18 protein-coding genes are annotated in these 14514 nt (G+C 59.7%); 13 read left to right on the top strand and 5 right to left on the bottom strand.

Annotated features, from left to right (window positions below; translation table 11 throughout):
- The first annotated feature begins 38 nt into the window (after window positions 1-38).
- The 3 genes from PspCFBP13508_RS00795 to PspCFBP13508_RS00785 all read left to right on the top strand — a co-directional run bounded on the left by PspCFBP13508_RS00795 (window position 39) and on the right by PspCFBP13508_RS00785 (window position 1936).
- Window positions 39-482 carry a TspO/MBR family protein gene (locus PspCFBP13508_RS00795; protein ID WP_137213353.1) on the top strand — a complete coding sequence of 148 codons (444 nt, stop codon included), beginning with the start codon at window positions 39-41 and terminating at the stop codon, window positions 480-482.
- The gene (locus tag PspCFBP13508_RS00790; protein WP_137213352.1) at window positions 479-1462 is read left to right on the top strand and encodes an alpha/beta hydrolase fold domain-containing protein; all 984 of its coding nucleotides are present in this window, start codon (window positions 479-481) and stop codon (window positions 1460-1462) included. Before PspCFBP13508_RS00795 ends, PspCFBP13508_RS00790 begins: the two co-directional genes overlap by 4 nt.
- Window positions 1463-1684: 222 nt before the next feature.
- Complete coding sequence (locus PspCFBP13508_RS00785; RefSeq protein ID WP_016774351.1) at window positions 1685-1936, top strand: DUF2790 domain-containing protein; 252 nt, start codon at window positions 1685-1687, stop codon at window positions 1934-1936.
- A 70-nt stretch (window positions 1937-2006) separates the two neighbouring features.
- Here PspCFBP13508_RS00785 and PspCFBP13508_RS00780 read toward each other — a convergent pair whose 3' ends face one another.
- Complete coding sequence (locus tag PspCFBP13508_RS00780; protein WP_041480513.1) at window positions 2007-2933, bottom strand: LysR family transcriptional regulator; 927 nt, start codon at window positions 2931-2933, stop codon at window positions 2007-2009.
- A 211-nt stretch (window positions 2934-3144) separates the two neighbouring features.
- On the opposite strand from PspCFBP13508_RS00780, the gene PspCFBP13508_RS00775 reads away from it, so the two are divergent.
- The 3 genes from PspCFBP13508_RS00775 to PspCFBP13508_RS00765 are packed head-to-tail and all read left to right on the top strand — an operon-like array spanning window position 3145 to window position 5927.
- Complete coding sequence (locus tag PspCFBP13508_RS00775; protein WP_137213351.1) at window positions 3145-4581, top strand: NAD-dependent succinate-semialdehyde dehydrogenase; 1437 nt, start codon at window positions 3145-3147, stop codon at window positions 4579-4581.
- A 10-nt stretch (window positions 4582-4591) separates the two neighbouring features.
- The gene (locus PspCFBP13508_RS00770; protein WP_137213350.1) at window positions 4592-4918 is read left to right on the top strand and encodes a carboxymuconolactone decarboxylase family protein; all 327 of its coding nucleotides are present in this window, start codon (window positions 4592-4594) and stop codon (window positions 4916-4918) included.
- Between the two features lie 7 nt (window positions 4919-4925).
- Window positions 4926-5927, top strand: a complete 1002-nt coding sequence (locus PspCFBP13508_RS00765) for an NAD(P)H-quinone oxidoreductase (protein ID WP_137213349.1) — start codon at window positions 4926-4928, stop codon at window positions 5925-5927.
- 66 nt (window positions 5928-5993) lie between these two features.
- On the opposite strand, the gene PspCFBP13508_RS00760 is transcribed toward PspCFBP13508_RS00765, so the two are convergent.
- Window positions 5994-7004 carry an NAD(P)-dependent alcohol dehydrogenase gene (locus PspCFBP13508_RS00760; RefSeq protein WP_137213348.1) on the bottom strand — a complete coding sequence of 337 codons (1011 nt, stop codon included), beginning with the start codon at window positions 7002-7004 and terminating at the stop codon, window positions 5994-5996.
- Between the two features lie 157 nt (window positions 7005-7161).
- On the opposite strand from PspCFBP13508_RS00760, the gene PspCFBP13508_RS00755 reads away from it, so the two are divergent.
- Window positions 7162-8076 carry a LysR family transcriptional regulator gene (locus PspCFBP13508_RS00755; protein ID WP_137213347.1) on the top strand — a complete coding sequence of 305 codons (915 nt, stop codon included), beginning with the start codon at window positions 7162-7164 and terminating at the stop codon, window positions 8074-8076.
- 38 nt (window positions 8077-8114) lie between these two features.
- Here PspCFBP13508_RS00755 and PspCFBP13508_RS00750 read toward each other — a convergent pair whose 3' ends face one another.
- On the bottom strand, window positions 8115-8501 hold the full coding sequence (locus PspCFBP13508_RS00750) for a carboxymuconolactone decarboxylase family protein (RefSeq protein ID WP_137213786.1): 387 nt from the start codon (window positions 8499-8501) through the stop codon (window positions 8115-8117).
- 76 nt (window positions 8502-8577) lie between these two features.
- Window positions 8578-8964, bottom strand: a complete 387-nt coding sequence (locus tag PspCFBP13508_RS00745; RefSeq protein ID WP_137213346.1) for a MerR family transcriptional regulator — start codon at window positions 8962-8964, stop codon at window positions 8578-8580.
- Between the two features lie 281 nt (window positions 8965-9245).
- Between PspCFBP13508_RS00745 and PspCFBP13508_RS00740 the strand changes: the two genes are divergently transcribed.
- The 5 genes from PspCFBP13508_RS00740 (at window position 9246) to PspCFBP13508_RS00720 (ending at window position 13301) form a co-directional block, all read left to right on the top strand.
- On the top strand, window positions 9246-9602 hold the full coding sequence (locus PspCFBP13508_RS00740) for a metalloregulator ArsR/SmtB family transcription factor (protein ID WP_122610110.1): 357 nt from the start codon (window positions 9246-9248) through the stop codon (window positions 9600-9602).
- A 24-nt stretch (window positions 9603-9626) separates the two neighbouring features.
- A complete protein-coding gene (locus PspCFBP13508_RS00735) occupies window positions 9627-10910 on the top strand; it encodes an arsenic transporter (protein WP_137213345.1) in 1284 nt (427 codons plus the stop codon).
- A 16-nt stretch (window positions 10911-10926) separates the two neighbouring features.
- Window positions 10927-11397 (top strand): arsenate reductase ArsC, encoded by a 471-nt coding sequence (locus PspCFBP13508_RS00730; protein WP_137213344.1) that lies wholly within the window; start codon window positions 10927-10929, stop codon window positions 11395-11397.
- Window positions 11398-11444: 47 nt separating this feature from the next.
- Window positions 11445-12158 (top strand): arsenical resistance protein ArsH, encoded by a 714-nt coding sequence (arsH, locus tag PspCFBP13508_RS00725; protein WP_137213343.1) that lies wholly within the window; start codon window positions 11445-11447, stop codon window positions 12156-12158.
- Window positions 12159-12227: 69 nt separating this feature from the next.
- Window positions 12228-13301 (top strand): ArsO family NAD(P)H-dependent flavin-containing monooxygenase, encoded by a 1074-nt coding sequence (locus PspCFBP13508_RS00720; protein ID WP_137213342.1) that lies wholly within the window; start codon window positions 12228-12230, stop codon window positions 13299-13301.
- Between the two features lie 28 nt (window positions 13302-13329).
- Here the strand turns inward: PspCFBP13508_RS00720 and PspCFBP13508_RS00715 are convergent, their stop codons facing one another.
- A complete protein-coding gene (locus tag PspCFBP13508_RS00715) occupies window positions 13330-13881 on the bottom strand; it encodes an arsinothricin resistance N-acetyltransferase ArsN1 family B (RefSeq protein ID WP_073475408.1) in 552 nt (183 codons plus the stop codon).
- Between the two features lie 297 nt (window positions 13882-14178).
- Between PspCFBP13508_RS00715 and PspCFBP13508_RS00710 the strand changes: the two genes are divergently transcribed.
- The gene (locus PspCFBP13508_RS00710) at window positions 14179-14511 is read left to right on the top strand and encodes a hypothetical protein (RefSeq protein ID WP_137213341.1); all 333 of its coding nucleotides are present in this window, start codon (window positions 14179-14181) and stop codon (window positions 14509-14511) included.
- Window positions 14512-14514 lie beyond the last annotated feature (3 nt).

The raw sequence follows: 14514 nt of genomic DNA, 5'->3' as shown, positions 1-14514 counted from the left end.
AACTCTCCATAACAGCTGATCACAGCTAAGGACTGGCAATGACCTTTTTCATCTTCCTTCTGGCCTGCGCGGCGGCGGCAACCACTGGCGTGATGTTCAAGCCCGGCCCGTGGTACGAAGCGCTGACCAAACCCTCCTTCACCCCGCCCAACTGGGCCTTTCCCGTGGCCTGGACGATTATCTACCTGCTGCTGGCCTGGGCCGGTTATCGCTTGAGCCTGATCCCCGGCAGCCAAACGGTGCTGGCCTTGTGGGCCGCGCAAATCGCCCTGAACACGCTGTGGACGCCGGTTTTCTTCGGCGCGCATCAGGTGCTGGCGGCGCTGGTGATTCTGGCGGTGCTGTGGGTGGTCGTCGCCGTGATGGTGGTACTCGCACTGCAACTGGACGTGGTCACCGGGCTGATTCTGTTCCCGTACCTGGCGTGGCTGTGCGTTGCGGCGGCGCTGAACTGCTCGATCCTGATGAAGAATCGCCTGTGAGCGATTTTCCGTGGCCACAAGGCGAGCGCGAGCTGGCGCAGGTTCGCGCGTTCAACAAAAAGCTCGCCTGGCTGCCGCGTTTCAAGATTCGCAATCGCCTTACCCCGAGGTTGATTCAGGCGTTGCTGCGGGCGGGTCAGCTCGGCGGCGACGGCAAGCTGCGCCAGCATGGGCTGAGCGCCGAACGGAAGATCATCGACACGGTGCCCGTGCGCATCATCCGCCCCAAGGGCAAAGCCAAAGGCGTGGTGCTGGATTTCCATGGTGGCGGCTGGGTGATCGGCAATGCGCAGATGAACGACAACTTCAACATCGCCATCGTCAACACCTGCGACGTGGCGGTGGTTTCGGTTGATTATCGGCTGGCCGTTTCGACGCCGATCGAGGGCTTGCTGGACGACTGCCTGCGTGCCACTCGCGGCATTTTGAACGATGGCGAGTTTGCCGGGCTGCCCGTAATCGTCGTCGGTGAATCGGCCGGCGGGCATCTGGCGGCGGCCACCCTGCTCGCCCTCAAATCTTCGCCCGAACTGCTGCAACGGATCTGCGGGGCGCTGCTGTATTACGGCGTCTACGACCTGACCGGCACGCCCAGCGTGCGCGCCGCGCCCGCCGAAACTCTGGTGCTCGACGGCCCCGGCATGGTCGAAGCGTTGCGCCTGCTCACGCCGGACATCAGCGACGAACAACGACGCCAGCCACCGCTGTCGCCGCTGTACGGCGATTTCAGCGGACTGCCACCAGCGCTGCTGTTTGCCGGCGACCTCGATCCGCTGCTGGATGACACGCGGCTCATCGCCGAGTGCTGGCAACACGCGGCGCCGGTGGAGATGTACGTGCTGCCGGAGTGTCCGCATGGCTTCATCCACTTCCCCACCGCCACTGCAGACCATGTGCTGGCTTACAGCCGCAAGTGGATTTCGGCACGAGTGGCAAGCTACTCAGGGAAATCCGCCGAAATCAGCCCAGTGCTTTCGTAGCTGCCGATTGCATGGCGAGCCGTAAAAAACCCAGATATGCAAAAAGGCGCCCTCACCGGCGCCTTTTTTGTTTGCGCTGAACCCCGCGCGCCCGTTCACCACATGCCGATTGTGGCTCAAACCGTAAACAGTCTTTACCCGATCCGCGCCTGTTTCCCCCGCCAGCCGCCGCATAGAGTTTGTTCCAGCAGCGCACTCAACTTCAGCAAAGGAACATCTTCCATGAAAGTCTCAATGCTCGTCCTCGCACTCTTCGGCTTCAGCTCGGTGGTCATGGCTCAGGAATCGACTACCACGCCACCAGTCGAGCAATACACCTACGCCAGTCACCTCGACGTCGCCAAAATCATCTCGGAAGATCCCGTGCCGGATGTCTGCGCTGTAGTGCCGGTGCACATGACTTATCAGGATTCCCAAGGCAAACAGCACATCCTGCAATACGAGGTCATGGGCAGCGGCTGCAGCAACGGTTGATCTGGCCAATACCTCGCACACCCATTGCGTCTCAGAGTTGGCTCGCTGAGACGCAAATGCCTTTACCGCTTCAATCGATAAGCGCCTGAGCAGTGCTCGCCAACTGCGCGCCGACCCGGGTTTTCAAGGTATCGATGAATCGAGTGATCTTCGCATCGACAAACTGGCGAGACGTGTAGACCGCGTAAACATTGCGCTCGTAGGTGTGGTAATCGGGCAGCACCCGCACCAGCCTGCCGGTACGCAAATCGTCGATCGCCGTGAAGCCTGCCAGCAGACCAATCCCCGCCCCTTCGCGAATGGCCACGGCCATTGCGTCCATATCGTTCACGCTGAAACTCGGCCCGCTCGGGATGAACGTCGCGTCGCCCGCCTTGCTTTTGAGCTGCCATTCATCGCGCACGTAATCCACGGTACCGAGCAGCAGGCATTGATGATCGCAAAGCTGCTCCGGCGTTTCGGGTGCGCCATGCCGCGCCAGGTATTGCGGGGAGGCCACCAGTACACAGTGACTGACGCCGATCTTCTGGCTGACATACGCCGAATCCGGCAGCGTTCGCGCGATCAGAATGGACACGTCCAACTGATCCTCAAGCAGATTGGGCATGCGTTGGGAGAGCATCAAATCGACGGTCACTTCGGGAAACGCCTGGCGATACTCCAGCACCGCGCCGGTCACCAGTTGCCGGGCCAGTCCGGGCACGCAGTGCACCCGCAACGTCCCTCGTGGTTGCAAGGCGGCATTGCTCGCCTCGGCTTCGGCGCTTTCCAGGTCAGCGAGAATCTTCACACAGCGTTCATAAAACCGCCGGCCCGCGTCGGTCACCGAGAGACGCCGGGTCGAGCGTTGCAACAGGCGGGTGTCGAGCACGTTTTCCAACGCCGAGACCGCACGCGATACGTTACCGACGGTGGAGTCGAGATGGTTGGCCACGGCAGTGAAACTGCCCATCTCGACTACCTTGATGTACACCGACATGTTTGAAAGTTTGTCCATCCTGATCGTCCTGTAGACCTGCCACTCACTGCGGATAACGTCGGATCCTACACGCTCGCTCCTGGGATCGATATTACCTTCTGGGACAACAATGATTCCCTCGTGGCCGGCTAAATCAAACGGCACGCCTTCCATAGACTGGATTCCATGGGACGCCTGAACCACTGCGTACAAGGCGCCGAATGAATCCTCAACCATGAAGGCGACATCCATGAACACTCCTTACGATCCGCTCTATCTCTTCATCGGTGGTCAATGGCTCACCGCCCAAGACCGCGCGACCGCCGCCGTGGTCAACCCGGCAACCGGCGAGGAACTCGGCCAGGTGCCACTGGCCACCGCCGAAGACCTGGATCACGCCCTCGAAGTGGCCCGACTGAGCTTCGACCAATGGCGCCAGACCGTGCCGGACCAGCGCGCAAAAATCCTCAAGCGTGCCGCCGACCTGATCCTCGAACGCGCCCCGCACATCGCTGCGCAAATGACGCTGGAAGAAGGCAAGCCACTGCGCGAAAGCCTCGATGAAGTGACCCGTGCGGCGGAATATTTCGAGTGGTTCGCCGAAAGCGCACGACGCATCGACGGCCGTGTCGTCCCGGCCAATCGTCCGGGTGTACTGCAACTGGTCAAACGCCAGGCAATCGGCCCTGTGGCAGCGTTCACACCGTGGAATTTCCCGGCCATCACCCCGGCGCGCAAGCTCTCGGCAGCGCTGGCCGCCGGTTGCAGCGTGGTGCTCAAGCCCGGCGAGGAAAGCCCTTCCACCGCTCTGGCCCTGGCCCGGGCGCTGGACGATGCCGGCCTGCCTAAAGGCGTGCTGCAGGTGGTGTTCGGCGTGCCGGATCAAGTGTCCAGCCATTTGATTGCCTCACCGATCATTCGCAAAGTGACCTTCACCGGTTCGGTGCCGATCGGTCGGCTGCTCTCGGCCCGCGCTGCCGAAGGCGTCAAGCCGATCACCCTGGAACTGGGCGGCCACGGCCCGGTGCTGGTGTTTGCCGACGCCGACATCGAAAAGGCTGCTGTGGAAGGCGTCGCCAATCGCTTTCGCGGCACCGGCCAGGTGTGCATTTCCTCGACTCGTTTTCTTATCCAGCGTGAGGCCTACGCCGAGTTCGTCGAGCGCTTCGTTGCTGCCACCAAGGCACTGAAAATCGGCGATGGCATGGATCCGCAAACCCAGGTCGGCCCTCTGGCGAACCCACGGCAACTGGCGAAGATGGAGCAACTGATCGCCGACGCCGTCGAGAAAGGTGCACGGGTGCTGGCCGGCGGTGAAGCGTTGCCGGGCGCAGGCTTCTTCTTTCAGCCCACCGTATTGGCCGATGTGCCGATGAGTGCGCGAATCATGCACGAAGAACCCTTTGGCCCCATCGCGATACTGATGCCTTTCGATGAGTTGAGCGACGGCCTGCAAGAAGCCAACCGCCTGCCCTACGGCCTCTCGGCCTACGCGTTCACTTCCAATGCGCGCACCGCGATCGACGTCGCCGATGGCCTGGAAGCCGGAATGATCGGCATCAACCAGTACCGCATCGTCGCCACCGAACTGCCCTTCGGCGGCATGAAAGAAAGCGGCCACGGTTCCGAAGGCGGCATCGAAGGCATCGAGCACTACCTCACCAACAAATTCATCAGCCAGGTTTAAGGGGATTTCCATGTCGACTATCGATTTCAGCAGCCCACGCGAAGCCGCGCGTGCCTTCACCCCGAAACTGGCGCAATTCGTTGACTCAACGCTGTACCCGCAGATCTGGAATGACCCCGCCTTGTCACCCCGCGAGCGCAGTCTGATCACTGTCGCTGCGCTGATTGCCGGCGGCCACTGCGAAGAATTACCCGCGCACCTGCGCCGCGCCGTCAGCAATGGCGTGAGCCATGAAGAGTTGTCGGCGGCGATCACTCACCTGGCCTTTTACGTCGGTTTCCCGGGCGCCATCACCGCCTCGGCCATCGCCAATGCCACCCTTGCCGACACGGAGTAACGTTGAGATGAAAGCCATCAACCTGAAAGCGTTCGGTTCGGCAGAAGTGCTGCAACTCGGCGAAGCGCCCAACCCTGAAGTGCGCCCGACCGACCTGCTGGTGCGTGTCTATGCGGCCGGCGTGAACCGTGCCGACCTGACCCACCGAACAGGCGGCTACGGCCATGCGAACTTTGGTGACTCGTTGATCATCGGTCTGGAGATCGCCGGGGAAGTGCTGGAGACCGGCAGCGAGGTGAGCGGATTCGCCGTCGGCGACCGGGTAATGGGCGTGGTCGGTGGCGGCGCCTACGCCGAACTGGCGCGCATCGACTACCGCATGGCCATGCCGATTCCGGCGCAGCTCGACTATGTGCACGCCGCGGCGATTCCCGAAGTGTTTGTCACCGCCCACGAAGCGATGCTGCACCTGGCCCGACTCAAGTCAGGCGACTCAGTGCTGATTCATGCCGCCGCCGGCGGCGTCGGCTCCGCTGCCGTGCAACTGGCCTACGCCACAGGCGCCACGGTGTACGCGACCACCGAAGGCAGCAAGCTGTCGCGCGTCGAACACCTGGGCGCCGACGTGGCCATCGACTACAAAAACGAGGATTTCGCCGCAGTCATCGCCGACAAAACCCAAGGGCGCGGGGTCGACGTGATCATCGACTTCGTCGGCGCGCCCTACTTCGCCCGCAACATCGCCTCGCTGGCCCACGGCGGCCGCCTGGTGCAGGTCGGCATTCTTGGCGGCGGCGGCAAGGTCGACGTGGAGCTGGAGCACATCCTCTACCGGCACCTGCAAATCATCGGAACGGTGATGAAGTCGCGCACCCAGCCGGAGAAGCACGCGATGATCCAGCGCTTTCGCGACCACTGGCTGAAACGCTTCGCCGGCGCTGCGAGTCTGGAACCGGTGGTGGACAGCACCTTTCCGTTGTCCCGCGCAGCCGATGCCCATCGGCGGATGGAGTCTTCGCAGAATGTCGGGAAGATTATTCTGACGATGCAGCCCGAGGATTTGCGTTAAGACAGACATAAAAAAAGGCCAGTCAGTTGAGCTGACTGGCCTTGGTTTGTCTGACGTTTTCGCTGATCAGCTCACCTTGATCACAATCTTGCCAAACGCCCCTTTCGCCAGATGCTCATAGGCCTCACGCGCCTGTTCGAACGGATACACATGGTCGATCACCGGCCGAATGTCGTGCTCGGCGAGGAACACGTTCATCCGGTCGAACGATGAACGCGGTGCCACCGCGATGCCGCGAATGGTGGTCTGGCGGAAGATCAGCGGCATCAGGTTCAGCTCGACGGTCTGCCCTGTCAGAAAGCCAATCTGCGCTATCCGCCCCGAAGCCTTGGTCGCTGCTACCGACTGATTGATGCCATTGCCTCCCGCCACATCAAGGAGCAGATCCACACCCTTGCCCCCGGTGAGTTTCAGCACCTCGTCCGCCCAGTTCGGCGTGCTGCGGTAATTGATACCGGCGACCGCGCCCAGACGTTTTACCGCGTGCAGATTGTCATCGCTGCTTGAGGTAGCGATGACTTTGGCGCCCAGCGCGGTGGCGATCTGCACGGCGAAAATCGATACGCCGCCGGTGCCCTGTACCAACACGGTCTGCCCCGGTTGAATAGCGCCGAAATCCACCAGCGCGTACCACGCAGTCAGTGCGGCGATAGGCAGCGTCGCCGCCTCTTCATCGCTCATGTTGGCCGGCGCGCCGACGGCGCTGTCCTCGTGAATGATCATGTACTCGGCGAGGCCACCGGGCAGCGGCGAACCGAAGCAATAATCCGGCTCGTTCGGCCCCGGCTCGCCATCCAACCAGCGCGAGTACAGATGTGAATTGACGCGGTCGCCAACCTTGAAACGAGTAACACCGGCGCCGATTGCAACTACGGTACCGGCGGCATCGCTCACCGGAATCAGCGGTTTCGGCACCAGGTGCGGCTCGTAGATACCGTCAACGATGGCCTTGTCACGAAAATTCAGCGAGACCGCGCCGACCTTGACCAGCAGCTCGCCAGCCTTGGGCTGCGGGGTTTGCGTCTCGCCCAGTTGCAGATTGTCGAGCCCGAAATCTTTCAGTAACCACGCTTTCATGATGTGTCTCCAAATGCATTATTGGCCGCAAACCCTCAGGGGGGTTGCCTTGGGGCCATGATTGGCTTTTACATCAGCGCAATAAATGCTTGGAAACAGACATGATTGTTCTATTCTCAGGCAACAAATACAGATACTGAAGCTCACCGGAAAAGTCATGGAATTACTGCAATCGATGCGCCTGTTCGCCCGACTGGCGGAGCTGGGCAGTTTCACCAAAGCCGCTGAGTCGCTGGACATCGGCCGGCCGCAGGTCACTCGCTATATTCAGGAACTGGAAACATCGCTGGGCGTGCGCCTCTTCCAGCGCACTACCAGGAAAGTCGCACTCACCGCCGAGGGTGAACTTTTCTATCAGCGGGTCCAGGAAATTCTGGCCGAGATCACCGCCGCCACCACGATGTTCGATCGCACCGGAGCCACGCTGTCCGGCCGCCTGCGCATCGACATTCCCACTGCGTTCGCGCAACTGGAATTCATCAAGAGCCTGCGCGAGTTCACCGCCACCTACCCCGGCATCGACATGGTGCTGGGCGTCACCGATCGTGCGGTTGATCTGGTCGGCGAAGGCATCGACTGCGCGCTGCGCATCGGCGAGCTGCCCGACTCAACGCTGATCGCCCGCCCTATCGCCCTGGCGACCATGGTCACCTGCGCCGCGCCCGAATACCTGCGGGAGCACGGCACACCCGAAACCCTTGCAGACCTGACGAACCATCAAGGCGTGAACTTTCTCTCGGGCCAGAACAACCGCACCTTGCCTTGGCAGTTTTCAGTTGAGGGCAAACAGAAAAGCTATGTCAGCCGCAAAGGCATTACCGTCACCGAGTCGAACGCTTACGTGCAGTGTGGCGTGTCGGGCTTCGGCATTATCCAGGCGCCGGGCATCGCGGTCGCCGAGCATTTGGCTAGCGATGCTCTGGTGGAAATTCTGCAACCGCTGCGCCCGCTGCCTCGGCCGGTATCGCTGCTGTACCCGAGCCGCACGCATTTGCCGGCGCAGGTGCAGGTGTTTATCGAATGGCTGCAGGTGCGGTTTGTGCAGTTGTATGCGGGGTGGGTGGAAGGTTGAATCTGGCTTTATCGCGCAGTTTCTGCAGCGTGCTGCACCTAGGATTTGACACTGATCCCGCGAGCAGCAAAGACTTCACGCGCAGCCGTTATTCCGTTCAAGGCGCTGGGAAACCCTGCGTATACGGTCATTTGCAAGATCACATCGACTACCGCCTCCGGTGTGCACCCGACGTTCAGGGCACCGCCGATATGCACTTTCAGTTGTGGCTGGGCGTTGCCCAGTGCGGTCAATGCCGCAACGGTTGCCAGCTCACGAATGCAGTGATCGAGCCCGGGGCGGGCGAAGACATCGCCGTAGGCAAAACTCAGAATCCAGTCCGCAAGCTCTGGAGCAGTATCCTTCAATGAATCGACCACTGCCTGACCAGGTCCGCCAGTGATCTGCGTCAGAGCGGCTTCTCCGCGCGCTCGACGATCAGTCATCTCCACCGGCGCTGCCACACTGGTCACGCTTGCGCCAATCAGTGTGGCGGACAGCAAACGATTGAGACCGGGAAGTTTACGGATCATGGTGATGCTCCTTTTGCTCGAGTTGGTGGTAGATCTGAATCTTGTTATCCAGAACCTCCAGGGACTGGCTCAACTGGCTGATCTGCGCTTGCACGTCCCGGCGATGCTGCTCGAGAAGCTCGCGGCGTTCTGCCAGGGTCGAGTCGCCTGATCGACGCAATTCGGCATACCGCAGCATTTGATGGATCGGCATTCCGGTCGCCTTCAGCCGGAGCAGAAACTCGGCCCACAGCACATCCTTCTCGGCGTACACCCGGTGGCCATTGCCACCGCGCCCAACCGGGTCGAACAGCCCGATGCGCTCGTAATAGCGGATCGTGTGAGCGCTCAAATCAAGGCGCTTGGCCAACTTTGAAATTGTCAGTTCTGGATTCATGTCATCACCGTAAAGGTTTGAGCGCGCTCTAAGTCAATGGCTATTTTCAATCAGCTGGAATCAGAAAATTCGCGGACAATATCCGTGCGGTCCGCCGCTATCAGTCTCGACGGTTCAACCGCTGTTATATTCGCTTTACCAGATATATGCTTATGCGTATATTCGGTCATCCGTATCCATTGCCCGGCAATCATCCCGCCGCCTTTCATCCTACGCATCACGACATCCGCAAACGCATCAGGCTCTTCGTTTTGGTCAAGACAAAAGCATCTGGAGGACGAATGACAGAACCCATGACCCCCACCACCTTGTTCAAGTGCCTGGCCGACGACACCCGAGCCAAAATTTCCCTGCTTGTCGTGAGCCAAGGTGAACTCTGTGTATGCGAGCTGACGGCAGCGCTCGACCTGAGTCAGCCGAAGATTTCTCGTCATCTGGCGCTGCTGCGCTCCGCCGGTTTGCTGCTGGATCGTCGCCAGGGTCAATGGGTGTACTACCGGGTCAATCCTGATTTGCCCGCGTGGGTGGCTGCAGTTTTGAAGGAAGTGGTAGACGCCAATCAGCAATGGCTGGAAACCGAGGCCAAGCGCCTGTGCGGCATGAGCGACCGTCCGATCAACCAAGCCGTGTGCAACTGATTCACGCCCAACCGGATTAATGAAATGCTGATTGCCGTATTGATCTTTATCGCCACCATCGTCCTTGTCATCTGGCAGCCCAAGGGACTCGGGGTTGGCTGGAGTGCGACGTTCGGCGCCATCGTGGCGCTGCTGGCAGGCGTCGTTACCCTTGCAGACATACCCGAGGTCTGGCGCATCGTCTGGAATGCCACTGGGACATTCATCGCGGTCATCATTATTAGTCTGTTGCTTGATGAGGCAGGCTTTTTCAAGTGGGCTGCATTGCACGTGGCTCGGTGGGGAGGCGGAAGCACCCGCAAGCTGTTCGCATTTATCGTCCTGCTGGGTGCGGCTGTATCGGCACTGTTCGCCAACGACGGAGCGGCATTGATCCTCACTCCCATCGTAATCGCGATGTTGCTGGCGCTGCGTTTTTCTCCCGCCGCGACGTTGGCGTTCGTCATGGCCGCTGGATTTATCGCAGATACGGCGAGCTTGCCATTTGTCGTTTCCAACCTGGTCAACATTGTTTCTGCCGACTATTTCAATATCGGCTTCAACGAATATGCTTCGATCATGGTGCCGGTAAACATCGTCAGCGTGGCGGCGACACTAGCCATGCTGCTGTGGTTTTTCCGCAGAGATTTACCAAAGACCTATGACCTCAACCAACTGGACAACCCGGATGACGCAATCCATGACCGTGCCACTTTCGTAGCCGGCTGGTGGGTGCTGGCACTACTGCTGATCGGCTTCTTTGTCATTGAGCCATTGGGGGTTCCGATCAGCGCCATTGCAGCGATCTGTGCATGCATTCTCTATGTCATCGCGGCTCGTGGTCACGCCATCAACACAAGCAAGGTGCTCAAAGAGGCGCCATGGCAGGTGGTGATTTTTTCTTTGGGTATGTACCTGGTTGTTTATGGCCTGAAGAACGCGGGCCTGACCGATTACATCGCGCAGATCCTGAACGTGTTCGCCGGTTATGGCGTTTGGGGCGCGTCCCTTGGTACAGGACTGCTGACAGCATTGCTGTCTTCGATCATGAACAACATGCCCACCGTTCTGGTAGGCGCCTTATCCATTCATGCCGCCGAAGTCGACGGTGTAGTCCAGCAAGCGATGGTTTACGCCAACATCATCGGCTGCGACCTGGGCCCGAAGATCACCCCGATCGGGAGCCTGGCCACGCTGTTGTGGCTGCACGTGCTCGCCCGGAAAAACATAACGATCAGTTGGGGTTACTACTTCAAGACCGGGATCGTGATGACCTTGCCCATTCTCGTCGCCACATTGTCCGCCCTGGCACTGCGCCTAAGTTTCTGAATCAAGGAATCGTCTGATGAAAATCCTGTTCATGTGCACCCACAACAGCTGCCGCAGCATTCTGTCCGAGGCGCTTTTCAACCACTTGGCGCCCGAGGGTCTAGAAGCCATCAGCTCGGGAAGCTTTCCCAGTGGCCGGGTGAATCAACGGGCACTGCAAACGCTGGAGGCGGCGGGCGTCTCCACGGCGGGCTTGAGCAGCAAGGCTTCGGATGCTTTTGAGGGCGCGCCTCCCGACATCGTCATTACCGTCTGTGATCGCGCTGCTGGAGAAGCATGCCCGATCTTCTTCGGCCCAGCCCTGAAGGCGCATTGGGGGCTGGCCGACCCGTCCGAGGCTAGCGGGTCGGAAGCCGAGATCACCGCTGCATTTGAAAGCACACTGGCCAAAATTCGGGAACGCGTGAATGCATTTCTTGCACTGCCGCTCAAGACCCTGAGCCCTGACCAACTGCAAGCTGAACTGAACCGCATCGGTTCGCTTTAAAGATCAACCGAGGCGGCGCCCCTCCACGCGCCGCCGCAGGAGTTCATATGCAAGATACATTGCCGAACGTACACGCCGACCTGATCGACATTCCTACGCTGGAGCAGTTGTCTCCTCGCAATCCTTCGCAGCATAAACCGCGCATTCTGCTGTTATACGGGTCGACGCGAGCGCGCTCATTCAGCCGTCTGGTCACGCAAGAGGCGGCACGCCTGCTGAATGAGTTTGGCGCCGAAACCAGGATCTTCGACCCTTCGGGTCTGCCGCTGCCCGATGACGCACCCGACACCCATCCCCAAGTCGTGGAGCTGCGCGAGCTGATGCAATGGTCAGAGGGTCAGGTGTGGTGCTCTCCTGAGCGTCACGGTTCCATGAGTGCCGTGTTCAAAGCGCAGATCGACTGGGTTCCGCTGGCGCTGGGCGCTGTACGACCTACGCAAGGCAAAACCCTTGCTGTGATGCAGGTCTGCGGCGGCTCGCAGTCCTTCAACGTGGTCAATCAGTTGCGGGTACTTGGCCGGTGGATGCGGATGTTCACCATCCCGAACCAGTCCTCCGTGGCCAAGGCGTTCACCGAGTTCGATGAAGCGGGTCGCATGAAGCCTTCTTCGTACTACGACCGCCTGGTGGACGTGATGGAAGAATTGATGAAGTTCACGCTTCTCTTGCGCGATCGTCAGGATTACCTGGTTGACCGTTATTCCGAGCGCAAGGAATCCGCCGAAGAGCTGTCCAGACGTGTCAACCAGCGTTCGATTTGATGCCTGTGTGCGGAACCGGTATGAGCCGCACCACGATCTTTCACAAGTTGAGGCCGTTGAGCCTGGAGGATGCTGGTGAGTCAGAATTCGAAACTTGATGTCGTGGTCATTGGTGGTGGCCAATCCGCGCTGACTGTCGCTTATTTTTTGAAGCGCACAGGCTTGTCTTACGTGCTGCTGGATGCCGAGCCGGGACCAGGAGGCGCCTGGCGGCATGGCTGGGATTCGCTGCGGCTCTTCTCGCCGTCGGCATGGAGTTCGATTGCAGGCTGGCCGATGCCGGCCCTGTCCGAGGGGACGCCCGGGCGGGACGACGTTGTCCAATACCTGACTCAGTACGAGCGCCGGTATGACTTCCCCATCATCCGCTCCACGCGGGTGACCCGTGTCGAAAAGATCGAAGGCGGCTTGCGTGTTATCTCAAAGGACAAACACTGGGACGCCAAAGCGGTTATCAGTGCAACAGGCACCTGGAGCCGCCCGTTCGTACCGGACTATCCCGGCCAGGCATTGTTTGCAGGCAGGCAGCTTCATTCCGCTCATTACGTCGGGCCGAACGAGTTTGCGGGTAAAACCGTCCTTGTCGTCGGTGGCGGCAACTCCGGCGCCCAGATTTACGCCGAGGTCTCCAAAGTGGCTCAGGCAACCTGGGTCACTCAACAGGCCCCAACGTTTCTACCTGATGATGTTGACGGACGCGTCCTGTTCGAACGCGCTACCGCTCGACTGAAGGCGCAGCAGGATGGCGTGGAGCCTCAACCGCCCGTTGGAGGACTGGGCGACATCGTCATGGTGCCACCGGTCAAGGAAGCTCGCGAACGCGGTGTATTGAGCGCGGTACGGCCGTTCACGCGTTTTACTTCGACAGGGGTTGTGTGGTCATCGGGGATCGAGACAAAGGTGGACGCTGTCATCTGGTGCACCGGGTTTTCTCCGGCGCTCGACCACCTGAACAGCCTGAATATTGTAGGCCGGGATGGCAAAGTGGCTGTGAACGAAAACCGGAGTGTCGCGTTGCCCGATTTATGGCTGGTGGGTTATGGCGACTGGACGGGGCTCGCTTCTGCCACATTGATCGGCGTAACCCGCACCGCCCGGGATGTAGTCAGGCAAGTGCAAAGCTATCTCACTGGCGGAACCTGATTGCTCGCGCCGACAAATTCGCGCGAGCTTACTGTGATGCGACTTCAAGCTCGGGGAAGATGATTGGCTCCAGCGGTGGAGTCGCCTGGTTCAGGCCGAGTCGCCAGTAGCCGACATCGTGCCATTTTCCAAGCTTGAACCCTACCTCCGGGTACATGCCGATTTGGGTGAATCCTAGTGACTCATGCAGGCCCACGCTGCCTTCATTTGGTTGCGCGATCCCAGCGTAGGCTGAGTGAAATCCCTGCTTTTCAAGAATCGAAAGCAAGGTCCCGTAAAGTTCTCGGCCGACGCCCTGACGACGAACTGATTCTGCGATGTACACGGTCACATCAACGGCCCATCGGTAGGCCGGACGTGCGCGATGCTGACTTGCGTATGCATAGCCTTTGATCTCGCCCTGCTCTTCAGCCACCAGATAGGGATAAGTCTGAAGCGTCTTAGTTATCCTATGCGCAATTTCCGTAATGCTCGGCGGTGTTTCTTCGAAAGAGATCGCAGTATTCAGAACGATTGGGGCATAAATGCGCTGGATGGCATCTGCATCGGTTGCCGCCGCCGTACGGATATTCAAAGCCATGGAGGATCGTCCTTGAGACCAAGCCTGAACCTTAGCTTTTCCAAGCCACTTTTCAATATCAACGAATGCAATATCGGTATTCAGTGTCGGAATCACAGCTTGAAGCCTGAAGGTCGGTAGTCTGTAAAATCATCTTCAGCGAGCAGAATCAGGCAAATCGCCGACAGTATCCGCTTAACACCGACACCGCCCTGCCCCCTAATCTGAACCCATGCAGAACACACCACTGCAACGGGTTAACCAGATACGGATCTGAACGACCCGGACCTCAATCTCAACTTGACCGGAGTCACCGCCATGAAAACTGTAAGCCAACTGATCGCCGTCGCCACTTTCGCTCTGAGCGCCAGCGCATTCGCCGTACCGAGTAATCAGGAAGAACGTTTCTTCACCCAGGTCAGCGAACCACAGCAGACTGTTGCTGCCGATGGCTCGGAACGTACGCCGCAGGGCCAGGCTCTGGCTGAAAACGGCCGCAACCGCCTCGAGGAACAAGGCCTGGTTGAAGACGGCTATGACAAGACCCCACAAGGCCAGGCCATCGCTGCCGACGGCTCAGACCGCACCCCACTGGGTGAGGCCCTCGCCGCTGATGGATCGGACCGTACACCGGGTCGTCGCGCAGCTTAAGCG

This window comes from Pseudomonas sp. CFBP13508 (assembly GCF_005233515.1).
GTDB classification, from domain to species: domain Bacteria; phylum Pseudomonadota; class Gammaproteobacteria; order Pseudomonadales; family Pseudomonadaceae; genus Aquipseudomonas; species Aquipseudomonas mercuritolerans.
Note: the sequence above shows the minus strand (reverse complement) of the source record. Positions and strands in the feature narration are given on the sequence as shown.